Below are 22,314 nucleotides of genomic sequence, written 5' to 3'. Positions count from 1 at the left end.
AGCAAGCGCCGACCGGTCAGTGCTCCGGGACGACGAGCACGATCTTGGCGCGGGCGTGGTCGGTTTCCAGGGCGCGCAGCACGTCGGGGGTTTCGGACAGGGGAAGGGTGCGTTCGATGACGGGGGAGAGGCGGCCGCCCGCGCCGCCGGACGACAGGTAGACCCCGCCCGGCGCGAGCACCCGGCGTACCGCGCCCAGGCGGTGCCCGCCCGCCGGGGCGGCACGCGTCCCGGCGTACACGGTAAGCGACGGCCGGGCTGATCAGGCGAAAGCGGTGCGGCCGCTCAGCCGATCTCGGCGACGACCTCGCCGCTCTGGTCGCGGATCTGGGACCGGACGATCTGGAGGGTCAGTTCCGGCACCGTGCCGAGGCGGTGCGTGCCCGCCACCGGCCGCAGCAGGCCGGTCAGCTCCGCCAGCGCCTCGGGTGTCAGCCGCAGCTCCAGCAGGTCGTCGGCCTCGGCGCGGACCTCGACCCGGGTGCCGGGCTGGACACGCACCTGGCTCTCGGCGGCGGCCAGGTACAGGTCGCGGCCGAAGGGGAGCCGTGAAGCGAGCACCCGCCCGATCCGCGCGGCGGCGTTCGCCCCGACCGTCAGCGTGGTGCCGCCGTCCTGCTGCTGCCAGCTCGCCTCCGCCACGAACAGCGCGCCGGTGGAGGAGCCGTCGTGGCGCACTCCGTGCGCGATCGCCGCCGCGACCTCGGCGTCGCCGGTGAGGTCGGCGCGGTCGAGATCGGTGACCAGCAGTGGCAGCCGGGTTCGCAGCGTGTCCAGCAGGCGCTCGGCGTCCCACTGCACGATGACCGCGTACTCCTCCAGGGTCAGGCCGACGATCTGCAGGAACCGCACCTGCCCGTGCGGGGTGTCGATGACGCCGAGTTCGGGGTCGTCGGTGAAGGCCGCGGCCCGGATGGCGGTGTCCGGCCGCTCGGCGCACACGGGCCCGTTGAGGTCGAGATGTTGTCCGGGCCCGAAGTTGTTGCCGGAGCCGAACACGTACCGGGCCAGGGCCTGCAGGAAGTTCGCTGCCCACAGCGGCGGCTGGTCCTCCCCGGCCTGCCGGGCGACCCGGAAGGTGAACTCGTATCCCCAGCCCGACACCTCCGCGACGTCGGACTCCTTGCGGTACAGCTCCGACATGCCGTAGCTGACCAGGTGCCAGTGGTCGTCGCGGCGGTAGAAGCTCATGCCGTCGAGCGGGTCGGGGCCGCCCAGCCGCCATTTGATCAGCGTGCCGTAGTGCTGCGGCGCGACGCCGGGGTAGAGCGCGGCGAGCGCGGCGTCGATGGCGTCCCAGCCCGGGTAGTCGTCGTCGGTGTCGGTGTCGGTCATGGGCAGAGACCTTAGGGCTTGCGGGTATGGGTTGCATGCCAGGGTCGTGAGGTGCATACTCAACTTGTCGGTTGATTAACCAGAGGGTTGAATAGAGAGGCGGACATGGACCGACTGAGCCTGGTCTTCGCGGCGCTGGCCGACCCGACCCGACGGGCGATCCTCACCCGGCTGGCCGACGGCGACGCCACCGTGAACCAGCTCGCCGAGCCGTTTCCGATCAGCCTCCAGGCCGTCTCCAAGCACCTGAAGGTGCTGGAGCAGGCGGGCCTGATCACACGCGGCCGGGACGCGCAATGGCGGCCCTGCCGGCTGGAGGCGGCCCCGCTGCGCGACATCTCGGCCTGGACGGACCAGTACCGCCGCTTCTGGGATGAGCGCTACGACCGGCTGGACGACTACCTGCGGACCCTGCAACCGGGTCCCACAGCAGAGGAGAAGTGAGATGGGCGAGACCAAGAGCCTGGACGTCAAACTGCAGGGCGACCTGGAGATCGTGATGACGCGCAGCTTCGACGCGCCGCTGGCGCTGGTCTGGGAGGCGCACACCAAGGCCGAGCACCTGAGCAAGTGGTGGGCGCGCGGCCACCAGGCCGACGTCGACCTCGACTTCCGGCCCGGCGGCAAGTGGCGCATCGTCGAGCACGGCGACAACGGCGAGCAGTGGGCCTTCCGCGGCGAGGTCCGCGAGATCGTGCCGATGGAGCTGATCGTGCAGACCTTCGAGTGGGAGGGCCTGCCTGGCCACATCTCGGTCGAGCGGCTCGTCTTCGAGCACAAGGACGGCAAGACCACGCTGACCGGCACGTCGACGTTCGCCAGCAAGGAGGACCGCGACGGCATGGTCGCCTCCGGCATGGAGGGCGGCGCCAACGAGTCCTACCGAGCCCTGGACGCCTACCTCAAGACGCTGGCCTGACCGGCGCGGCGGCCCCGCCGACGGAGATCCGCCGGTGGGGCCGCGCCGTGCTCAGTTGCGCGCGCCGCCCAGGCCCAGCAGCGCCGCCAGACCAAGAGCACTGCGCGGGGCGTACGGCATCCGCCACAGCCCGCCGTGCGCCGCCCCCTGCGCCTCCTCCTGCCACACGTGCTCACGCACCGGCGGCCGATTACGCAGGTCGTGCACCAGCAGCGCGGCCATCAGCGTGTTCGACGTGGCAGGCTCGAACACCTCCACGCCGAACGCCGGCGCCCCCGCGTACGCCGCCGCCAGCACCCGGTTCTTCACCACCGAACGGGTCCGCGTCGGCGGCGCGACCTTGAAACTCACCGTCGCGCCCTCGTGCCGGGCCACCGCCGCCCGCCACCGCTGCAACCGCTTGGCCAGGGCGTAGTTCGGTCCCTGCTGCGCCACGAGACTGTCGCAGACACCCGGATCGGCCGCGGGCGGGTAGTTGCGCCGCAGCAGCCGCCCCGCCGACAGCATCCGCACCGGCCCGCGCAGCGTACGCAGCGCCGACGGCTGCCGGTACTTCTCGTCGGCCTGCGCGACCGCCTCGCCCGGGGCGGCGAACACGTCCGTAGGCGTGGCCAGGAACGCCATCGCCGTGTCCGGGCGCCGCCCGCGCAGATGCTCGGTCAGCGCGTCCACCGCGGCACAGACCCGCACGTTGGTCGCCCCGTCGGCGTAGACGTAGTTGCCGACCACCAGCCTGCCGTCGACGCCGAGCAGCCAGTCCGCGACCGCGGGCAGCTGGTGCAGCAGGTCCGCCCCGGCGACCTCGGCCAGGTCGGCATGGTCGCGGCGCGCGGCGGCCACCGGGACGCGCAGCCGGCCGCCGTAGCGCCGGGCGGTCTCCAGCAGGTCGCGCCACAGCTGCGGCCGTGGCAGGTCGACGGCGACGACCTCGCCGCCCCAGCGCAGCAGCGAGTGCGTCGGGCCCATCTCCGCGCCCGCGCCCAGCGCCACCACCCGTACGTCGGACAGGTCCAGCCAGTCCGGGTTCGCCGCCACCGCGCGCACCGCCTCAGCGCAGGACGGCTCCACGACCCCGGCGCCCACCCACGCGTCGAGCTGCCGGAACAGCGCGTCGCCGCGCAACCGCTCGCCCCGGTACGGCAGCGACAGCTCGCGGTCGGTGTCCCCGTCGCCGCCGACGGTCACCGTGCTCAGCTCGGCCGACGCGTCCGGTGCCCGGTCGAACGCCTCGCGCAGGCCGACCTCGCCGTCCCCGGTGACCACCCGCATCCGGTCGTGCAGCGACGCCAGACCCGCGGCCGCACTGGCCCGCGCGGCGTCGCCCGAGGTCAGCCCGGCCTCGACCAGCCGCCGGAAGTGCACCAGGTAGTCGGCGCGCCAGTTCGTCTCGTGCTCGGCGGCGCGCGCCCCGACCGGGTCCACCGGCCGCAACGCGTCGGCGACCACCGCGCGTCCCAGCGCCGACGTGCTGCGCTCGGTGCCGGTGCTGACGGGGAAGACGACCCCGGATGATGCCATCGTGCAACGCTCCTTCGCCGGGCGCGGGCGGCCGCCGTGCGTCGCGGACACTATCGCCTGCCCAACCCGTCGGCAACGACCGCACCGGCGCGCGGCCTGCCCGTGGTCGCGGCCCTAGAACGGCCACCGGTCGGTGTCGCCCGCCTCCACCAGCGGGATCATCGCGAAGGCGGCGTCGCTCAGCCCACCGAAGGTGTGCCGGTTACCCGCGACCGGCGTATGGCCCAGCCGGTACCCGGCCAGGTTCCAGGTGTACACCGGCACCCGGGCCGGCACCGACCGGGCCACGTCGCGGGCCCCGTGGAAGGCGGCCTGCTCGTCGGTCAGGATGACCACCCTGTCGTGGCCGTCGTAGTGGCGACGCAGGGCCTGCTCGGTCTCGGTGCCGGAGTCGATGAAGTAGCCGGCCCTGAACCGGCGCAGCGCCGCCAGCAGCGGCTCGCCGGGCTCCGCCGGGAACTCGTGGGAGCCGACGGAGAACGACACCACCGTGGGCGCGGCCGCCCGCGCGGCCAGGGCCAGGCCGAACATCGCGGCGGCGTCCCAGTACCGCAGCGTGCCGTCCCTGCTGAACCCGGCACTCATCGACCCCGAGGTGTCGATGAGGACCAGCACCCGCCCGTCCAGCGCCGGCACGTTGCCCAGCGCGTGCCGCAGCGCCGTTTCCAGCGGGTGCGCCCAGCGCGGGTCGCGTGCCGCGCGGTACGCCGACAGGAAGCGCATCGGCAGCACCCGCGAGCGCGCCACCTCACCCGGGTCCGACAGCCGGGCGGCCACCGCGGCGGCCGCGCCGTCACCGATCCCGGCCGCGTCGAAGTTGCGCAGGTTGCGCAGCAGCGCCAGGTAGCCCATGTTCGGGATGGCCGATTCCCAGGCCGCGGCGTCCATGGTGGACTGCCGCCACCCCGCCAGCGCCTCCCAGGTCATCCCGGCCCGCCCCAGCACGACCGGGTCGGTGACCTCCTGGCGCCGCCGCACCGGCAGCGCGGTCAGCTCCGCACGGGCGCGCACCATGGCCAGCGACTCCGGCGTCGGCCGGTCGCGGCCGTGGCGGCGGTCCACGGCGTGCCGGAACAGGTCACCCTGCCACGGTGCGACCGCCACCGGATGGGTCAGCTCGACGACGTCACCGAACCGCACCGCGGCCGCGTCCGTGTCGTACTTGAGCAGGCTGCGCTCCGTGTACAGCCGGCGTACGGCGTCGGCGACGCCGCGCTTGACCGGCTTGGGCAGCCGCCGCCCGTGCCTGGCCAGCCAGTAGGCCACCGCCTCACCGGGCTCGTCGGCGCGCTGCAGGGCGCTGTCCACCACCGCGCGCGAGCCCGGGATACCGGCCTCGACCTGCGCGGCCGCGCCCTCCAGCGCGGCGACGACCGACGCCGACCGCAGCATCGCCCCGGTGCGTAGCCACGGCACGAACCGGGCGAACCAGTCCACCTCCGTCACCGCGACGGTGCGCACCAGGTCGCGGAACCGGTCCGCGCGCTCATCGGCCCGCTCGTAGAAGGTGTCGCTGCCGACCATGTGCGACACCGCCAGCAGGAACAGCTCCAGGCGAGGTGAGCGCGGGAAGGCCGGAGCGCCCTGCTCGGTGCTGAACTCGCGGATCACCTGGTCCTCGGCGATCCACTGCCGCGGCAGCCGCTCGGCGTGCACCGGCGGGTCGAGCCGGCGCACCACGTCGACGTCGTCGAGTTCGTGCCGGTTCGCGCGCAGCTTGAAGTTGAAACGGGCCATAGACGTCCCCCGTCCGGCGCCGGTCAGGACACGGCGCGCCATACACCAGGATCAGATCGGCGGCGACGCGGCAGCGCGGTCGCCTGAGTAGCTCGGGCCGTCGCCGGTGGCGTGCGGCCCGCGGCCCGGTGGGCGTTCGCCCACGGACGGGAGTCGCGGTGTATGGCACCTCCCGAGACCGGGTCGGCGACGGCAGGCTTGTTGTCGAATGAAGTAGCCGTCACCAGCGCACCGGGAGGTGTGCCGACGAAGCTATCGGCCGCCCGCGCGGCCCCGCAACGCATTTATCCGATCGTGATCCGGGCTGGCCGTGGCCTTGCCGCGCACGCCGGACGGCGAAATGATGGAGCCGACACGGGTCGAACGGGTTCAGGGAGTGATCGCGCTGATACGGCGGAAACGGCCGGTGGCAACGGGTGTGCCGATCTGGCTGCTGGACATCGACGGGGTGATCAACGCGGTGACCGACGTGCCGGACCGCCGCGTGTGGCAGGGCCACCAGTGGGTGCGGACCGCCGCGGCCAGCAATGAGGACATCGTGTGGCCCATCCTCGCCGCGACGCCCGTGCTGGACTTCCTGCGCCGGGTCCACGAGCAGGGCCGTGCCGAGATCTGGTGGCACAGCACCTGGCAGCACAACGCCGTCAACGTCGGTGCGGCGCTGGGACTGCCGTCCTGGCCGGTGCGGGAGTGCCCCGAGTTCGTGTCGATGGACGCCGTCCTGGCGAGTCCGCTGGTCAGCAGGAAGCGGACCTGGTGGAAGCTGCCCGCCGCGCAGCGGGTGCTCGACGAGGGCCGCCCGCTGCTCTGGACCGACGACGACGTACGCCACCAGCTTCAAGCCGCCGACACGAAGCCCTGGGGCAACCGGGCGCTGGTGCTGGCGCCGCCGGTGGAGGCCGGGCTGACCCCGCGGCAGTTGCGCCGCATCGACCGCTGGCTGAGAAGGTGGCCCGCCCGACCCGCCTTAACTTAACGTGTACTTTGCTGTACCCTCCGTATGTCTTATGTGGAGGGTCGTCGATGAATCACGGTATGAGCGTCCCGGACCGGGCGGCCCACGCCGGACTCGGCAACCAGCTGCGGCGCTACCGCACCCGGCCGGTGGCCCAGCTGCTCATCGCCCCGATCGTGGCCGTCACCACCTACGTGCTGGGCTTCGGCGGCGTGCGCTATCAGGTCGCCGTCGGCGTGCTCAGCCTCGGCCTGCTGGGCCAGGCCCTGCTGATCCGCCGCAACCAGGCGATCCACGTGTACGAGCGCGGCCTGGTGACAGTCGGCGCACTCGGCCGGGTCCGGCACGTGGTGACCTGGCACGAGATCGCCTACATCGAGGGCGTCACCCTCAACACCAGCAGCGGCGCGTCCACCATCCGGCGTGACTTCACCGTGCACGTGCCCGGCGGGCAGGTGCGGTTCAACGACCTCCGGGTGGCCGAAGGCGACCGGCTCGCCGCCCACATCGCCCGGCACGCCGGGCAGCGCTTCCTGTTCTGACCCGGCACACACCGACCCCGGCAGCCCCCTTGACCCGTCCCGCCCGCGGCAGTGCTCCTTTGCGGTGATTACCATGGCCATGGCTGGTCAGGGTGCCGCTGCGGGGGAGTGATCTTTGATGGGCGGAGCGCACGTGATCGACACCGCCGTGCTCGACGACCCGACCGGGGCGGCGCTGTCCGGCCCGCACGGCGGCTTCGCCCGGCGGCACGGGCAGGCGGTCTGCTACGACCCCGCTGTGACCCTGTTCGCCGCGTTGCCCGCAGTTGCCGGGTCCGAGGCATGGGACGACCTGGCCGCGCTGGTGGGACCGGGCGGAACAGCCGTGCTGATCGGGGCCTACCCGGTTCCGGCGGGCTGGAAGATCACCTGGCGGGACGACGTCGTGCAGCTGGTCGACGCCACGGTCGCGGTCGCGGACGAACCCACCGCCGTGCCGCTGGGCGCAGCCGACGTGCCCGAAATGCTCGACCTCGTCGAGCGCACCCGCCCCGGTCCGTTCCTCGCCCGCACCGTCGAGATGGGTTCCTACCTCGGCGTCAGGCGGGACGGCAAGCTCGTCGCGATGGCCGGGGAACGGATGCGTCTACCGGGCTTCACCGAGATCAGCGCCGTTTGCACTGATCCGGCCTACCGCGGTCAGGGGCTTGCCACCCGGCTGATCCGCGCGGTCGCCGCGGGCGTGCGGCGTCGGGGCGAGACCCCGTACCTGCACGCGGCCAGCGACAACACCGGCGCGATCCGGCTGTACGAGGCGATGGGCTTCGCCGTACGCCGTCAGCTCACCTTCACCGTGGTGGTCGCACCGGACTGACCGGGCTGAGCGTGTCCAGCCAGCTGTCCAGCTCGGCGGGAGTGCTGAACAGCAGCACCTGCGGGCCGGGGGAGTGCACCGCCCACCCGCGCATCCGGCGGCGCTTGCGCCCGAACGACGCGAAGTGCCAGAGGATGATCGACTCCGAGGACAGCACGCTGCCCAGCGTCTCGCGGTTGCCGTTGCAGATGACCTCACCGGTGGAGACCAGGCGAGCGGTGCGCCGCAGCAGCCGCCGCAGCGTCAGCCCGCGCGCGAAGTCCAGGCCGATGACCAGGTCCGCCGAAGCCAGTGGGATGTCCATCCAGTCCTTGTACGCGCCGTCGAGGATCCAGGACTTCTTCCGGCAGACCGCCGCGATCCGGTCCCTCTGCACCGGCATCGGGACCTCCTTCCAGCCCGGCTCCCAGGTCAGCTCGTCGACCGGCTGCCAGGGCAGCCCGAGCCGCCGGGAGAGTTCCAGGGCGAGGGTGGACTTGCCCGCTCCATACACCCCGTAGATCAGGATTCGCTGTGGGAGATGGCTGCGCGCGGTCACCGGCTCAACCTAGCGCGCGCCCACCAGGTTGCGGTTATTGCGGATAGTATGATTGTTGCGAATAGCTGAGGAGGTGGAGCGGTGAGTGTCGGTGCCATGAGCACGGAACCGCCAAGCGCGCACGTGGTGGAGCTCGCCACTCGCGCGCTGGATCGGATCCGTTCCTACCTTCGAGATCATCCAGAGGGCCCTGCGGACGTAAGAGTGCAGGTCAGCGATGAACCAGGCGCTGAGCTGACGGTCCCGCGCGAGGCGGTCATCGTGCTCGCGCGGGCACTGTCGCATCTGGCCGACGGACACGCGGTGACGGTGCTGCCTGCGGATGCGGAGCTGACCACGCAGCAGGCAGCAGATCTGCTCCACGTCTCCCGGCCGTTTCTGATCAGACTGCTGGAGTCCGGTGAGATCCGCTATCGCAGGGTGGGCAGTCACCGGCGTGTCGATCTTCAGTCGCTGCTGGACTACCGGCGGGCCGATGACGCACGCTCGTTGCGCGCGGCCAACGAACTCAGTGCCCTTGACGAGGAACTCGGCTTAATCTGACCAGTGGGGGCGAAGTCGGATGCCGATGACCGTCATTTACGACGCCAATGTGCTCTATCCGAATACGCTGCGCGACCTGCTTATCCGTCTCGCCCGAGCCGGTGTGGTCCGTGCGCGCTGGACCGACCAGATCCTCGATGAGGTGACCGAGGCACTGCGGCGCAACCGCCCAGACATCGACGCCGCCAAGATCCGGCGTCTACGTGAGCTCATCAACGCTGCCGTACGCGACTGCCTGGTCACCGATTACCAGGATCTGACGGACACGATCGATCTGCCGGACAAGGACGATCGCCATGTGGTCGCCGCGGCAATCGCGGCCGAGGCTCATTCCATCATCACCTGGAACATGCGGGACTTCCCGGCGGATCGTCTCGCAGCACACGGTCTGCGGGCGCAGACGCCCGACGATTTCGTCTGCGCCCTGATCGAAGACGCCAGGCCGGTGGTATGGAGCTGCATCCAGCAGATCGCCGACGCCCGGACGTTGCGCCCGCTGACGGCCCACGATGTTCTGGCGCAACTTGAGCGTGACGGTCTCATCCGGGCGGTCGCCCGCATCGGCATCTGAGTTCTTGCCGCTGCTCGTAAGACGACGGCGCAGCACCAACAGGTTGCTGCTTACAGGGTCAGCTGACGCCAAGGCGTAGGTGCTCGGTGAGATCCTCGATGCCGAGATACAGGTATGCGGTCTGGTACTGCGGGTTTCCGAACAGCCGGGCCTCACCGCGGTAGATCGCCAGCAGCGTGTCCTTGCCGCGCCACCAGCCGTCGGCGAGGCCGGCCACCTCCGGCAGCGGGCGCAGCCCGTACCGGTCGGGCAGGCCGTCGATTTTGGGCCCGGTGGCCATGCGTACCTCGGCGGGCAGGCTGTCGGCTAGGCGGCGGAGTGCGGCGGACTCCACCCAGCCCTCGGTCGATGCGTGGAGCGCAACCCACGAGTCCTGCGCGAGGATGCCGAAGCGCCCAGTGCCATCGACCGTGAACCGGTAAGCCACGGTCTGGCGCGGCTTACCGGCCTCGAAGTGCGGACCGAGGGCGTCCGTGACGGCGGGATCGGCCGCGTCGAGGACCAGCGGGCCGCCCTCGTACTCGGGAGTCGGCGGGAGTTCCAGTCCTCCCCAGCGGCCCTGGAAGGCGGCCAGCCGCTCGATCGCCGCGTCGGGCAGGCCGGACCGGTGCCAGTGCCGCCGGTGCTGCTCGGGCGACCAGACCGCCCGCCGGACCGCGTACGCGGTCAGGTAGGCCCGAGCGCGTCGGGTCAGGCCGGTGGGAAGTCTGAGCCCGTGTCCGGTCACGGCCGTTACACGCCCATGGCCCAGCAGCCATGGCTCGTCAGCCTGGAGTATGACGGCGTGGCAGGCGCGCCGGGGCGGGTCACCGGGGCAGATTATCGAGGCGGTACGACAGGTTCGACGGTGCGGCCGTCATGGAGGTACACCGTGACACCGTCTGCCATCGCTCGCAGCGCCGCGTCGAGACGACGTGCAAGTCGTGGACCGACCTTCGCGGGAGCCTCCTCAGCCGGGACGAAGGCATACGACGCCAGCTCATCGCTGGAGAGGGTGATGTCTTGCTGCTCGGAGAGGGTGAGCAGTCCTCCGTCGAAGACGAACATGAGGCTGTCGTCCCAGGGTCCGTGCGGTGGCACCCAGTCGAGCACGAGCAGGCGTCCCCCGGACCAGGCCAGGCCGAGTTCTTCGGCCACCTCGCGCGCCGCTGCCGCCACCGGGGCCTCGTTGGCCTCCGCCATGCCACCAGGAAGATCCCACCCCGGCTTGTACTGTGGCTCGACGATCAGCACGTTGCCGGTCTGATCGCGGAACAGGACGTCCGCGCCGACCCTCTTGCGAGGCTGGACGCGGTTGCCCTCGGCCAGATACGCCTGCCAGGCTTCTGGATCGCGCTGATAGAGCGGACTTTCACCGTTCATGGATACGGCGGTCAGCTAGAGCGTTCGGGTGGCCGGTGCCGTTGGGACAACCGGCCGCGTAGGCGGTCGAGGAATGCGGCGACATCACGATTGTCAGCGTACGGGGCGAGCCGTGGCAGCAGCCCTTCCAACTGCCTGAGCACCAGCTGAGATCCGAGCGTCCTCGTGACGTCGACGACCTCCCCGGCCATCGCACAGGCCTCGTCGAGGCTGCCTTCCTCGATCATGGTCGACACGGCTGTCAACTGTGCGAATGCCCGGCTGCGGATCCGGTCGGGGGCACGGGCGGCGATTGCCGAAGCGGTTGCGGCTCGGGCGCGCGACAACCGCCCGAGCTGTTGATAGCAGCGAGCCTTCTCGATGGCCAACGAGCCCCGGTCGAACATGCTGGGCCACGGCGATGTCGTCGCGCGGAGAGGTTGCTGTAGCAGCCGCTGGGCAGTGTCGATGCTCGCGTCGCACTGTGCGGCGTCCCGGTGCGCCGCGTGCCCACGCGCGAGCATCGCGTGCAGACGTGCGTCCACGCCCGCATCGGCGGGTTCGCCGCGCAGGAGGTTCAGCCCACGTTCGGCGTAGCGGATGCCTTCTGTCGGCTGCCGGTCGTGATGGGCGAGATGGCTGAGGCTTGCCAGGATGTGTGCACCCAGGTCGCGATTGCCGCTCGTTCTTGCGAACTCGAACGCCCGGTGGAAGTGGCGGCCTGCGAGCACCGTCAATCCGCTGTCGTAGGCCATCCATCCCGCCATCTCGGTCAAGCCTGCGGCGGCGGCGAACAGCGGTGCCGTGTCGCCGTCGGCGACGTCGAACAATCTGGGGGCGACGGCCAGTCGCAGGTATGCCAAGACGTCGTCGTACAGGAACTCACCGCCCAGTCGCGGGTCGGCGTGCCGGAAGCGGTGCATCGTCTGTACGCCACTTCCGTCCCATGCCGGAGCCGTAGACTGCCGAGCAGCCTCGGCGGACGCGGCGGCGTCAGCGGTGTCGTCCAGCAGATCCGCCAACTCGCGGATCGACACGTGAAGCGCGCTCGCCAGCCGTGGCCGTAGCCAGGGTTGTGGGCGGGCGGTCCCTCGTTCCCAGCGCACTATCGTCGAGCGGTCAACGCCCAGCGACTCGGCGAGTCCCTCCTGGCTGAGCCCGACTGCTTTGCGGCGCTCCGCCAATCGGCCACGCACCATGGCACACCCTCCAATCCCATTGACATCCACGCACATCATTGGCGTGCTCGCAAGGTCGTTGCATCATTTCTGCGTCATCGCCGCTCTGTCACTGGTGGATCGACAGGTAGAACATTCATGGCGGTACCGAACCCGGGTTGCTTCGCAGAAGTCGGAGCGGCCGCTTATTTCGGTGCCCGGTCAGAATCGTCTGCTGGAGGTGAGCCGATCTCCCGCTCGCACCCGGCGGTCCATCGCCTCGCGGCTGACGTGCCAGACCGTGACCTGGTCGGACGGGACGTGGGTGTCCCGTCCGACCAGGGACTGCTCACGGATTGGAGAGGAGAGGCCGTGCCGGCTACGCCCGATGACGTTCCAAAGGCACCGATATCCCGGAGTGTTGCCGGTCGCACCTATCCGCGTGTGGCCCCGTGCGTCCACTGCGGTCGTCCGGTGCTGCGGGACAACGACGATCGGACCATTCACGCGAGCTTGTCGTATGCCTGTCGCGATCAGTGGGGTGGGGTGATCGCCACGGTCGCGGAGGTTGCGCCATTCGCGTAGGCCGCGTCCAGCTCGGTTCGGTGACCGGTGTCGCAGTCCCGCACCACACGACGAATGTGCCCCGCCCCCCGGATTCGGCGCATCCGGGGAACGGGGCGGTCATCACCCATCGAGGTGGTTGAGTTTCGGGGAAACCGCGGCATCGGCGGGCCGAATACCGCACCTTCCCCGAAACTGCAGCCCGGCCGCAGGCGGCGGGGTGGGGGAGGGGTCAGCCCTTGCGCCATTTCTGGGCGCCGGTGCCGTTGCAGGTGTAGAGCTGGAGTTTGACACCGTTTCCGGTGCCGTTGGCGGTCACGTCGACGCACTTGTTGGCCTGGATGTTGACCAGGTCACCGGCTGCGCTGAGGACGAACTTCTGCGCCCCGCTGCCGTTGCAGTCGTAGAGCTGGATGGCCGCGCCGTCGGCCGAGGAGCCGGCCGCGACGTCCATGCACTTGCCCAGCGCCCGCAGGCTGCCGTCGGCCTCGAAGGACCAGCGCTGCGCGCCGGAGCCGTTGCAGTCCCAGATCTGCAGCCGGGTGGCGTTGGCGGTGTTGGAGTTCGGGATGTCGATGCAGCGGTTGCTGCTCTGCCCGATGAGCGGGGTGGCCCCGGCTGGCGGGGTGCCGCCGTCCTGGGCGAAGACCCGGACGTAGTCGATGACCATCGACTGCGGGAAGACGGTGCTGCCGTCGGGGTTGCCGGGCCAGTTGCCGCCGACGGCCACGTTCAGCAGCATGAAGAACGGGTGGTCGAAGACCCAGCGGTTGCTGCCCGCGTCGGCGCGGGTCTTGCGGGAGTACTGGATGCCGTCGATGAACCAGGTCACCGAGTCGGGCGCCCAGTCGACGGCGTACGTGTGGAAGGCGTCGGCGAGGCGGGCTCCACCGGGCAGGGTGTACTGGCCGGTCAGCGAGCAGCAGCCGGAGTAGCCGGGGCCGTGCAGGCTGCCGTGGACCGTGCCGGGCTCCTTGCCGATGTTCTCCATGATGTCGATCTCGCCGCTGTTCGGCCACGGGTTCGTGCCGATGTCGCTGCCGAGCATCCAGAACGCGGGCCAGATGCCCTGCCCGCGCGGGATCTTGATACGTGCCTCGAACCGGCCGTAGGTCTGGGTGAACCTGTCGGCGGTGAGCAGGCGCGCGGACGTGTACTGGCAGCTGCCGTACCAGCAGCCGTAGCCGGCGGGGTTCTCGCGGCGGGCGGTGATGACGAGGTTGCCCGCGCCGTCGTGCACGGCGTTGCTGGTGCTGTTGGTGTAGTACTGCAGCTCGTTGTTGCCCCAGCCGCCGCCGCCGATGTCGAACTTCCACTTGCTGCCGTTGACGGGGGCGCCGGCGGCCGCGTTGAACTCGTCGGACCAGGTCTGCGGGCCGACGGCGAGGGCGGGGGTGGCGGTGATGACGGTGGCGGGCACGGTGAGGCCGGCGGCGGCGAGCGCGGCCACGGTCAGCCGGGCCAGCAGTCGGGTCGGTCTGCGCATGGGACTACCTCCCAGGAGCGTATGAGGCGTGCTACCAGGAGTTCCGGGCAGGACACTTTTGGTAAGCACTGTTAATAAATTGACAACCGTCACGTTAAGGCGGCGTCGCCCCGCCGTCAAGAGAGCGCTCTCTATCAGCGCGAACCTGGTCCGATGTGGACGTGCGTGGCAAGCCGGGAGCACGCCGTGGGCCCCGCCGCCGCAAACGTCGCGGAGCTGGCGGTACGCGTCGGCCGAAGCGGGTATGCGCCTGGCATGAACACGCAGAAGGTGGTGTACAAGCCGATCGGGATGGTGGGCGGCGCCGTGGCCGGCGTCGTCGCCGGGGTGGCGTTCAAGCAGGTCTGGCGGATCGTCTCCGGCAAGCGCGAGGCGCCGCACGCCACCGATCCGACGAAAGGGTGGACCGAGATCCTGCTCGCCGCGGCGCTGCAGGGTGCGGTCTTCGGGCTCGTCAAGGCCGCGGTCGACCGCGGCGGCGCGCACGGGGTCAAGGCGCTCACCGGCAGCTGGCCGGACTGAGACGCCCCCGCGCGCAGGGGCTCCGTCCGGCTGGACGGGGCCCCTGACCATGTCGTACGCGCTGCTGGAAAAAATGTTGAGAAAAGTGCGGCGCGGATGTCGAAGGCCCGTGCTCGGCGGTGTCTACCCGGTGAGAGGGTGGCGGGACAGGCCCGACGGGCGGCCGCCGCCACCACGGATCGCCAGGAGGAGCACGACATGAAGTACATGATCATGATGCACACCGGTCAGGACGCGACCGAGGGCATCCTGAACTGGTCCCAGCAGGACGTGAAGCGGCACATCGCCTTCCAGCACGACTTCGACCGCGAGCTGCGCGAGGCCGGCGAGATGGTCTTCAACGAGGGCCTGACCTTCCCCGACCAGGCCCGCATCGTCCGCCACGACGGCAAGGGCGCGCCCGCGGTCACCGACGGCCCGTTCCCCGAGGCCAAGGAGTTCCTGATCGGGTTCTGGATCGTCGACTGCGCGAGCCCCGAGCGGGCGTACGAGATCGCCGCCAAGGCGTCGTCCGCGCCCGGCAAGGACGGCGCGCCGCTCGGCATCCCGATCGAGGTGCGCCCGATCGTCGGCCCGCCGCCGACCGACGCCTGACCCGGCGGTGACCGACCGGTCGATCGAGGACCTGCTGCGCGAACTCGCGCCGCGGGTCCTCGCGGTGGTCGCGCGCAAGTACCGCGACTTCGACACCGCCGAGGACGCCGTACAGGAGGCGCTGCTCGCCGCGCACCTGCACTGGCCGGGTGAAGGGCTGCCGGACAGCCCCGAGGCGTGGCTGATCGCGACCGCCTCGCGACGGCTGATCAATATGTGGCGCGGTGACGACGCCCGACGCCGCCGGGAGGAGCAGGACTGGGAGCCCGTGGCCGGGGCCGCCGCCGACGCGACCGGCGGGGACCGCGACGACACGCTGCAGCTGCTGTTCATGTGTACGCACAGCGCCCTGACGCCCGCTTCGGCGATCGCGCTGACGCTGCGGGCCGTCGGTGGCCTGACCACCGCCGAGATCGCCGCCGCGTTCCTGGTGCCGGAGGCCACCATGGGCCAGCGGATCAGCCGTGCCAAGCAGCGGGTGCAGGCCTCCGGCGAGCCGTTCCGGCTGCCGTCGGGCGCGGACTGGCGCGCCCGGCTCGACGCCGTGCTGCACGTGCTCTACCTGATCTTCAGCGAGGGGTACGCCAGCAGCGGTGGCGGCGAGCTGGTGCGCACCGACCTGTCCAAGGAGGCGATCCGGCTGGCCCGTGCAGTGCACCGGCTGCTGCCCGGGGAGCCCGAGGTCACCGGGCTGCTGGCGCTGATGCTGCTCAACGACGCCCGCCGCGACGCGCGCACCGGACCGCACGGGGAGCTGATCCCGCTGCCCGAGCAGGACCGCGCCCGCTGGGACCGGGCGGCCATCACCGAGGGGATCGCGCTGGTCAGCGCGGCGCTGCGGCAGCGCGCCGTCGGGCCGTACCAGCTGCAGGCGGCCGTCGCCGCGGTGCACGACGAGGCGGCCAAGGCGGCCGAGACCGACTGGCCGCAGATCCTCGCCCTGTACGGGGTGCTGGAGCGCATCCAGCCCAACCCGATGGTCACCCTCAACCGTGCCGTGGCGCTGGCCATGGTGGACGGGCCGCGAGCGGGCCTGAAGCTGCTGGAGACCCTCGACGGGCCGCTGTCCGGGCACCACCGGCTGGCCGCCGTGCGCGGCCACCTGCTGGAGATGGCAGGTGACCGGCCGGCGGCGATCGAGCAGCTACGCGCCGCCGCGGTCGCCACGTCCAGCGCCCCTGAGCTGCGCTACCTGATGACGGAGATCGGCCGCCTGCGCGACGGGGGCTGACCCGTCCCCGTTCGTCAGAGCAGTTCCACGTCCAGGTCGGCGAGGCGGTCGCGGTCGGCGGTGAGGTCGATGGCGGCGATGCGGTCGTCGACGATGGTGAACGCCAGTGCGACGCGCACCTTGCCGCGCGGGGCCCAGACCGCGTTGACGACGCCGTCGAGCAGCGCGGTGCGCGCCTCGGCGGCCTGGCCGTTCCAGTACCCGGCGACGGCTGCCGCGCCGTGCTTGGCGCCGGTGGAGCCGTAGGACACGGCGGTCGCGTCGGCGCGCATCACCACGTCGGGGTCGAGCATGGTGACCAGTGCCTCGAAGCGGCCCTCGCGCGCCGCGGCCAGGAACGCCTCGACGACCTGGCGGCGGCGGGACTGGTCGGTGTCTCCGGTCGGGGTCTGGCCCTGTACCCGTCGGCGGGCGCGGCTGGCCAGCTGCCGGGCCGCGTCGGGGGACTTGCCGATGACGGGGGCCAGTTCGTCGAACGGCACGGCGAACATGTCGTGCAGTACGAAGGCCAGCCGCTCGGCGGGGGAGAGGGTGTCGAGCACGACGAGCAGCGCGAGCCCGACGGAGTCGGCCAGCACCGCCTGCTGCTCGGGGTCGGCCGCGGCGGTGGTCGCGCCGAGCGGCGGCAGGTCGGTGTCGGCGGCGTCGTCGAGCAGGTCCTCGCGCCGGGTGCTGCGCGAGCGCAGCATGTCCAGGCAGATGCGGCCGACGACGGTGGTCAGCCAGCCGCTGAGGTTGCCTACCTCGGCGGCGTCGGTGCGGCTCAGCCGCAGCCAGGCCTCCTGCACGGCGTCGTCGGCCTCGGCCGAGGAGCCGAGCATGCGCAGCGCCACCGCGCGCAGCCGTCCCCGGTCCTGTTCGAAGCGCTCGGCCAGCCTGTCCTGCTCGTGCATGCCGCACATACCTCCCCGAATCGTCATCAATTGTGATCCAGGCCACATCTGTCACATCCTCGGAAAGCGGCCCGTCATACCGATGACGAACGAGATCGGGCCGATGTGACAGGGCCCGGCGCCATCAAGATCCTAATGGAGGAGAGACCATGCAGTCCCGGATGACCAACCCCGCCGCCCTGCTCCCCGACGCCGTCAAGGGCATCAACCTGATCTACAAGGCCGCCCACTCCGCGGGCCTGGCCAAGTCCACCCTGGACCTGGTGCACCTGCGGGCCAGCCAGATCAACGGCTGCAGCGCCTGCGTCGACTCCGGCGCGCGCGGCATGCGCCAGGCGGGCGAGACCGACGAGCGGCTGTTCGCGGTGGCGGCGTGGCGGGAGACCGACTACTTCACCGAGGCCGAGCGGGCCGCGCTGGAGCTGGCCGAGCACGCCACCCGGCTGGCCGACAGGGGCGACGCGGTCCCCGACCCGGTCTGGGAGGCGGCCGCCAAGCACTTCGGCGAGGCCGAGCTCGCCGCGCTGGTGCTGTGGATCGCGACGACCAACTTCTTCAACCGGATCAACGCGGTCACCCGCCAGCCCGCCGGGCAGAACTGGGGCTGAGCCGCGGTGCGGGGCCGCCCTCGGGCCGGCCCCGCCGCAGCCCCGCCGACCGGCGGCCGGTCGCCAGCCGGGCCAGCGCCGCAGCGGCGGCCTGGATGCGCAGCCCACGGGTGACGTCGGGCCGGGCCGCCAGGGCCAGGCTGTGGTCGGGGTGGCGGGCCCCGCAGACCGCGCCGACGATCGTCGCCACGGTCCTGACCTGCCCACCCATCATCATCGCGTATCGGATGGCGGCTACCGGATCGTCCGGGTGCCGCAGGAACGCGGTCAGCGCGGCGGGCACGCAGCGCAGCGCGGTCGGTCCGGAGCCGACGGTCGCGGCCGCGTCGGCCGGGGCGCTGCGATGGCGGACCAGGGTCTGCACCTCGCCGAGCGCGGCCCGGAACTCGCTGGTCCGCAACTGCGCGGTGACCAGGTCGAGGAAGTCGTACTTGTCAGCCGGGGCCAGTGGCTGCCCGCGTGCCGCCAGCGCCACCGCGGTCGCGGTCGCGGCGGCCGCGTCCCGGGCCAGCGGATGGGTGTGCGTGATCCCAGCGGTACGGCGGGCCAGCGCGGCGACCGCTCCCACCCCCGCGTCGGGCAACAGGCCGACCGCGCCCGCCCGCACCGCCGCGACGCTGCCGTAACTGCCCTGCCCGTCGTGGACGGTCGGGGCGACCTGGGACCAGCGGGCGCCCGCGCGCACCGCCGACAGCACCCGGGCGGTGCCGGTCTCGGCCAGGTCTGGCTGGTCGGGCCACTCCATCGCCAGGTCCAGCGCGAGGGTGTCGTCATGCACCCGGCCCGCGTGGCGGCCCAGGTGCTCGGCGAGGATCAGCAACTGGGTGGCGGCGGCGCTGGGCTGCGGCTGCCGGGCACGCCCGGCGCGGGCCGTGCGCAACACCGCCTCCACCTGCGCCGGATCCGGCACGGTCGCGCCGTGCACGGGAGCGGTCACCAGGTCGGCGCGGGCCGCCATGAGCATGCAGCCGTGCGCCCGGCGCAGCAGCTGCGGATGGTCGAGCATCGGTGTCACAGCGGATCTGTCTTCCTTCCGGTTCCTGCCCGCCGCCTGTCGTGCCAGGCGGCGGACCTCGCGTCCGTCCGGGACCACGCGGCCCCGGACGGCACTACCGGGGTGGCTGGGCGCGGCTCACGGGCGGGCCGGGCGGGAGGCGGTGCGGCCGGTGGTGCCGCCGGGAGTGGGCACCAGGTGGTCGGGGACCGCGGGCCGGGTGTGGCCCGGAGTGGTGGGTACCCGGCGGGGCCGGACGACCGGCGGGACCGGGACCGTCGCCGCGCGGGCACGCACCACCGCGATCACGTGCTGCGCCCAGCTGTCCAGGCCGAGCTCGGCCGAGCCGGGACCGGCCTGCGGCACCGGGCCGTACAGGCCCACGGCCTGCGCGATCGCGTCGGCGTACGCGGCGGTGTCGTGCGGGTTGACCACGATCGCGCCGGGCACCTCGGCGGCGTTGCTGGTCAGCTCGCTCAGCACGACCGTCGCGCCCTGCTCGCCGCGCGCCGCGACGAACTCGTGCGCCGGGTTGACCGTGCCGTGGTGCACCGGGGTGGCCAGCAGCCCGTCGCAGGCCAGGTACAGGGCGGCCAGCTCGCGGCGGTCGGGGTTGTCGCGTACGTAGTGCACGACGGCCTGGCCGACGTTGGCGTGCGTACCGTTGATCTTCGCGATCAGCCGGTCGACACGTTCCCGCTGGTCGAGCTCGTCAGGCGTACGCGGATCGCCGTACGCCACGTGCAGCAGCGCCACCGTGCAGGGCTCCGGGCGGCGCTCGGCGAGGAAGCGCTCGAACGCCAGCAGCCGCTGCTCGACGGCGTCGGAGGGATCCCAGCCCGCGATCGACAGCAGCACCGGTCCGCCGACCCGCAGCGCGGCGCGGATCTCGGCGGCCCGCTCGCGCACCCGGGGCAGCCGGGCCAGCCGCCGCATGCCGCCGGTGTCGGCGGGCAGCGCGCAGGCCAGCACCCGCACCCGGTGGTTGCCGACCGCGATCTGGTTGTCGCGTACGGGCAGTCCGTGCACGCGCCCTGCCAGGTCGAGCAGGTTGTCCACCGCGCGGCGGTGGGGCAGCGCGACGACGTCCGCGCCGAGCAGGCCCGCCAGCAGCTCGCGGTGCTCGGGCAGCCGGGCGAAGGACTCCGCGGGCGGGAACGCGCTGTGCAGGTGCACGGCGGTGGCCAGGTCGGGACGGCGCTTGCGCAGCAGCCGGGGCAGTAGCTGGAGCTGGTGGCCGTGCACCCAGACGGTGCCGCCGAGCGCGGCGGATCCGGCCACCGCGTCGGCGATGGCGGTGTTGGCCTGCTCGTACGGCGTGAACCAGCCGGGCGGGAACTCGGCCGACTGGTGGTGGTAAAGCGCCCGCAGCAGGCCCGCGCCCAGCCGGGCGTCCTGGCCGTCGATGTCGACGTGCAGCACGTCGGCGTCCGGCGGGTGCGCGCCGTCGGGCACGGCCGCCCACGCTCCGCCGTGCGCGGCGACGAACGGGCGCAGCGAGGCCAGCGCGACGTCGACGTGGTCGTTGCTGTCGTCGGGGTCGGGGGCGGGCACCCGGTCACCGGCCACGATCAGGTCGTAGCGCGCGGTCACCGGCCCACCGGCCCGGCCGGGGTCAGGGACACGTTCGCATACGGCAGCAGCTGCATGATCCGGTCGACCTTGGCCAAACGCAGTGCCCGGCGGGCCTGCTCGGACGGGGAGCGCAGGGCGACCGTGCCGCCGTCGCGCACCGCGCGCCGGTGGGCGTCCATCAGCAGCAGGATGCCGGCCGCGTCGATCGTGTCGCAGTCGGCGAGGTCGACGACGATCTGCTGGGGGCGCAGCGCCAGCGCCTGTTCGAGAAGCCGGTTCACCGCGGGTGCCGCCTGTGCGTTCAGATCGCCCTTCACCTGCACTTCGACCAGCGGCACTGCCTGTGCCGCGGTCGCCGGGACCATGTCTTCCACCTGGGTACCTCCTTACCGGGTGGCCTGACCCACTGAACTATGGGCTGACCAGGTCGAACTGTTCCCACGGGCCGATCGCCGTCCGGTTGGCGATCAGTGCCGCCGCCCCGGCGTTCTCCGCGACGACATACTTCCCGTTCGCCTGGGCCCGCAAACTCACCGAACCGTTGGAGTTGCGGATCAGCGCGAAGGTCTCCCAGCCGCCGATCGCGGCCCGGTTGGCGATCAGCGGGTTCGCGCCTGCGTTGTCCGCGCACACGTACTGCGCGTTGACCAGCGCGCGCAGCGCGATGTTGCCGCTACCCCGGTCGATCATCTCGAACCGTTCGGCGGCACCCGCCGCGGTGGCGCTGGCGATCAGCGCGCCCGCGCCGCCGCTCGGGGCGGTGACGAACTTGTTGTTGGCCCGCGCGCGCAGGCTGATCCCGGAGGGCGGGGGCGTGCCGACGGAGCAGTCGGCGGCGACCGACCCGGCGGCGATCTGGATGCCGCCCAGCAGCATGCGGGTGAAGTTGCTGTCGGTGTAGCTGGCCTCGGTGTGGCCGAGGCCGGTGTACCAGGCCCGGCCGCCGCCGTAGTTGGCGCACCAGGTGATCGGGTGGTCGCCCATGTTGCCGCCGGTGTAGCTGCCCTCGTTGAGATTCATCAGCACGCGGGCGACCGAGCGCGGGTTGGTGCGGTAGTTGTACCACTCGTCGCTGCGGGTCCAGGTCGTCGGCAGGTGCGCCGTGGAGGCGTTGACCGGCGCCTCGACCCGCACCTGGGCGTTCTGGATGGCGGGGTGGGAGTGGAAGTACGCCCCGACCAGGCCGCCGTACCAGGGCCAGTCGTACTCGGTGTCGGCCGCGGCGTGCACGCCGACGTAGCCGCCGCCCGCGGCGACGTAGTTCTGGAACGCGGTCTGCTGGGTCGCGTTGAGCACGTCACCGGTCGTCGACAGCCAGATCACGGCCTGGAACTGGGCCAGGTTGGCCGCGGTGAACTGGCCGGCGTCCTCGGTGGCGGTGACGGTGAAGCCGTTGGCGCTGCCGAGCGCCTGGATGGCGGCGATGCCGTTGGGGATCGACGAGTGGCGGAAGCCGGCCGTCTTGGAGAAGACCAGCACCTTGGTCAGCGGGGCGGCCGACGCTGGGGCCGCCGGGGCGAACAGCGTCGTCGCCAGGACCGTTGCCAGGCCGGCGACCAGGGACAGTACGCGTTTTCGCATGTGGCTCGCTCCTTCGATGAGGGTAGCGCGGTGGGCGGGTGCGGACCGGCGGACGCCGCGAGGCGCGCTGATCCGGACGGCCGTTCACGCGGGCGCGAGCCACGCGGGGGATCGGCGACCAGACATGACGCGTCTCGGGAGCGCGGGCACGCCCCTGCTGACGGCATTCCCGGGTTCTCACCCGCGAACCGGAGCCGGTCGCCGAAACACGGTTCCGATATCTATCGACGTCGAATCCTATAGGAATCGATCAACGGGCGGAAGACTGCGACGGCAACTTTCCGCCCGGCGAGCCT

Annotated in this window: 25 protein-coding genes; 11 read left to right on the top strand and 14 right to left on the bottom strand. The window is 71.9% G+C overall.

Features of this window, described 5'->3' with window-relative positions:
- Positions 1-16 precede the first annotated feature (16 nt).
- Entirely contained in the window at positions 17-241 is a 225-nt protein-coding gene (locus HAV40_RS30005) for an MDR/zinc-dependent alcohol dehydrogenase-like family protein (protein WP_166387171.1), read from the bottom strand.
- A 44-nt stretch (positions 242-285) separates the two neighbouring features.
- The gene (locus tag HAV40_RS30000; RefSeq protein ID WP_166387169.1) at positions 286-1,335 is read right to left on the bottom strand and encodes a suppressor of fused domain protein; all 1,050 of its coding nucleotides are present in this window, start codon (positions 1,333-1,335) and stop codon (positions 286-288) included.
- Positions 1,336-1,440: 105 nt separating this feature from the next.
- Here HAV40_RS30000 and HAV40_RS29995 point away from each other — a divergent pair, with 105 nt between their 5' ends.
- Both HAV40_RS29995 and HAV40_RS29990 read left to right on the top strand, forming a co-directional pair.
- Positions 1,441-1,779 carry an ArsR/SmtB family transcription factor gene (locus tag HAV40_RS29995; RefSeq protein ID WP_166387167.1) on the top strand — a complete coding sequence of 113 codons (339 nt, stop codon included), beginning with the start codon at positions 1,441-1,443 and terminating at the stop codon, positions 1,777-1,779.
- Between the two features lies 1 nt (position 1,780).
- A complete protein-coding gene (locus HAV40_RS29990; protein ID WP_166387165.1) occupies positions 1,781-2,254 on the top strand; it encodes an SRPBCC family protein in 474 nt (157 codons plus the stop codon).
- A 51-nt stretch (positions 2,255-2,305) separates the two neighbouring features.
- Here the strand turns inward: HAV40_RS29990 and HAV40_RS29985 are convergent, their stop codons facing one another.
- Both HAV40_RS29985 and HAV40_RS29980 read right to left on the bottom strand, forming a co-directional pair.
- Complete coding sequence (locus HAV40_RS29985; protein WP_166387163.1) at positions 2,306-3,772, bottom strand: hypothetical protein; 1,467 nt, start codon at positions 3,770-3,772, stop codon at positions 2,306-2,308.
- A 114-nt stretch (positions 3,773-3,886) separates the two neighbouring features.
- A complete protein-coding gene (locus tag HAV40_RS29980) occupies positions 3,887-5,509 on the bottom strand; it encodes a TROVE domain-containing protein (RefSeq protein ID WP_166387161.1) in 1,623 nt (540 codons plus the stop codon).
- A 406-nt stretch (positions 5,510-5,915) separates the two neighbouring features.
- On the opposite strand from HAV40_RS29980, the gene HAV40_RS29975 reads away from it, so the two are divergent.
- The 3 genes from HAV40_RS29975 to HAV40_RS29965 all read left to right on the top strand — a co-directional run bounded on the left by HAV40_RS29975 (position 5,916) and on the right by HAV40_RS29965 (position 7,820).
- Positions 5,916-6,485 carry a hypothetical protein gene (locus HAV40_RS29975; protein ID WP_166387159.1) on the top strand — a complete coding sequence of 190 codons (570 nt, stop codon included), beginning with the start codon at positions 5,916-5,918 and terminating at the stop codon, positions 6,483-6,485.
- A 59-nt stretch (positions 6,486-6,544) separates the two neighbouring features.
- Complete coding sequence (locus HAV40_RS29970) at positions 6,545-7,006, top strand: hypothetical protein (protein WP_166387157.1); 462 nt, start codon at positions 6,545-6,547, stop codon at positions 7,004-7,006.
- A gap of 133 nt (positions 7,007-7,139) precedes the next feature.
- Complete coding sequence (locus HAV40_RS29965; protein WP_308441077.1) at positions 7,140-7,820, top strand: GNAT family N-acetyltransferase; 681 nt, start codon at positions 7,140-7,142, stop codon at positions 7,818-7,820.
- Here the strand turns inward: HAV40_RS29965 and HAV40_RS29960 are convergent.
- Positions 7,795-8,358 carry a P-loop NTPase family protein gene (locus tag HAV40_RS29960; protein WP_166387152.1) on the bottom strand — a complete coding sequence of 188 codons (564 nt, stop codon included), beginning with the start codon at positions 8,356-8,358 and terminating at the stop codon, positions 7,795-7,797. The genes HAV40_RS29965 and HAV40_RS29960 overlap by 26 nt on opposite strands.
- Before the next feature lie 96 nt (positions 8,359-8,454).
- On the opposite strand from HAV40_RS29960, the gene HAV40_RS29955 reads away from it, so the two are divergent.
- Both HAV40_RS29955 and HAV40_RS29950 read left to right on the top strand, forming a co-directional pair.
- Positions 8,455-8,901 carry a helix-turn-helix domain-containing protein gene (locus tag HAV40_RS29955; RefSeq protein WP_166387150.1) on the top strand — a complete coding sequence of 149 codons (447 nt, stop codon included), beginning with the start codon at positions 8,455-8,457 and terminating at the stop codon, positions 8,899-8,901.
- A gap of 25 nt (positions 8,902-8,926) precedes the next feature.
- The gene (locus HAV40_RS29950; protein ID WP_239087014.1) at positions 8,927-9,472 is read left to right on the top strand and encodes a VapC50 family PIN domain-containing toxin; all 546 of its coding nucleotides are present in this window, start codon (positions 8,927-8,929) and stop codon (positions 9,470-9,472) included.
- 58 nt (positions 9,473-9,530) lie between these two features.
- Here HAV40_RS29950 and HAV40_RS29945 read toward each other — a convergent pair whose 3' ends face one another.
- The 4 genes from HAV40_RS29945 to HAV40_RS29930 all read right to left on the bottom strand — a co-directional run bounded on the left by HAV40_RS29945 (position 9,531) and on the right by HAV40_RS29930 (position 14,020).
- Positions 9,531-10,199 (bottom strand): hypothetical protein, encoded by a 669-nt coding sequence (locus tag HAV40_RS29945; RefSeq protein ID WP_166387146.1) that lies wholly within the window; start codon positions 10,197-10,199, stop codon positions 9,531-9,533.
- 92 nt (positions 10,200-10,291) lie between these two features.
- Entirely contained in the window at positions 10,292-10,834 is a 543-nt protein-coding gene (locus tag HAV40_RS29940; protein WP_166387144.1) for an NUDIX domain-containing protein, read from the bottom strand.
- Positions 10,835-10,845: 11 nt separating this feature from the next.
- A complete protein-coding gene (locus tag HAV40_RS29935; protein ID WP_166387142.1) occupies positions 10,846-12,012 on the bottom strand; it encodes a helix-turn-helix transcriptional regulator in 1,167 nt (388 codons plus the stop codon).
- A 754-nt stretch (positions 12,013-12,766) separates the two neighbouring features.
- On the bottom strand, positions 12,767-14,020 hold the full coding sequence (locus HAV40_RS29930; RefSeq protein ID WP_166387140.1) for a glycoside hydrolase family 16 protein: 1,254 nt from the start codon (positions 14,018-14,020) through the stop codon (positions 12,767-12,769).
- 255 nt (positions 14,021-14,275) lie between these two features.
- Here HAV40_RS29930 and HAV40_RS29925 point away from each other — a divergent pair, with 255 nt between their 5' ends.
- From HAV40_RS29925 to HAV40_RS29915, 3 genes are all read left to right on the top strand, one after another.
- Positions 14,276-14,542, top strand: coding sequence for a DUF4235 domain-containing protein (locus tag HAV40_RS29925; protein WP_166387138.1), 267 nt, complete (start codon positions 14,276-14,278; stop codon positions 14,540-14,542).
- 198 nt (positions 14,543-14,740) lie between these two features.
- Positions 14,741-15,136 (top strand): YciI family protein, encoded by a 396-nt coding sequence (locus tag HAV40_RS29920; RefSeq protein WP_166387136.1) that lies wholly within the window; start codon positions 14,741-14,743, stop codon positions 15,134-15,136.
- Positions 15,137-15,143: 7 nt separating this feature from the next.
- The gene (locus HAV40_RS29915; protein ID WP_166387134.1) at positions 15,144-16,367 is read left to right on the top strand and encodes an RNA polymerase sigma factor; all 1,224 of its coding nucleotides are present in this window, start codon (positions 15,144-15,146) and stop codon (positions 16,365-16,367) included.
- A gap of 14 nt (positions 16,368-16,381) precedes the next feature.
- Here HAV40_RS29915 and HAV40_RS29910 read toward each other — a convergent pair whose 3' ends face one another.
- Positions 16,382-17,260, bottom strand: a complete 879-nt coding sequence (locus tag HAV40_RS29910; protein WP_166387132.1) for a sigma-70 family RNA polymerase sigma factor — start codon at positions 17,258-17,260, stop codon at positions 16,382-16,384.
- Positions 17,261-17,409: 149 nt separating this feature from the next.
- Between HAV40_RS29910 and HAV40_RS29905 the strand changes: the two genes are divergently transcribed.
- Positions 17,410-17,868: a carboxymuconolactone decarboxylase family protein gene (locus HAV40_RS29905; RefSeq protein WP_166387130.1), complete on the top strand. Its 459-nt coding sequence runs from the start codon at positions 17,410-17,412 to the stop codon at positions 17,866-17,868.
- On the opposite strand, the gene HAV40_RS29900 is transcribed toward HAV40_RS29905, so the two are convergent.
- The 4 genes from HAV40_RS29900 to HAV40_RS29885 form a co-directional block, all read right to left on the bottom strand.
- Positions 17,834-18,874 carry an ADP-ribosylglycohydrolase family protein gene (locus HAV40_RS29900; RefSeq protein ID WP_239087020.1) on the bottom strand — a complete coding sequence of 347 codons (1,041 nt, stop codon included), beginning with the start codon at positions 18,872-18,874 and terminating at the stop codon, positions 17,834-17,836. The genes HAV40_RS29905 and HAV40_RS29900 overlap by 35 nt on opposite strands.
- Before the next feature lie 126 nt (positions 18,875-19,000).
- Complete coding sequence (locus HAV40_RS29895) at positions 19,001-20,455, bottom strand: trehalose-6-phosphate synthase (RefSeq protein ID WP_166387126.1); 1,455 nt, start codon at positions 20,453-20,455, stop codon at positions 19,001-19,003.
- A complete protein-coding gene (locus HAV40_RS29890; protein ID WP_239087019.1) occupies positions 20,452-20,802 on the bottom strand; it encodes an STAS domain-containing protein in 351 nt (116 codons plus the stop codon). Before HAV40_RS29890 ends, HAV40_RS29895 begins: the two co-directional genes overlap by 4 nt.
- 46 nt (positions 20,803-20,848) lie before the next feature.
- Positions 20,849-22,018: a ThuA domain-containing protein gene (locus tag HAV40_RS29885; protein ID WP_166387122.1), complete on the bottom strand. Its 1,170-nt coding sequence runs from the start codon at positions 22,016-22,018 to the stop codon at positions 20,849-20,851.
- Between the last annotated feature and the right edge of the window lie 296 nt (positions 22,019-22,314).

It is taken from the genome of Catellatospora methionotrophica, assembly GCF_011297335.1.
Classification (GTDB): Bacteria; Actinomycetota; Actinomycetes; order Mycobacteriales; family Micromonosporaceae; genus Catellatospora; species Catellatospora methionotrophica.
Note: the sequence above shows the minus strand (reverse complement) of the source record. Positions and strands in the feature narration are given on the sequence as shown.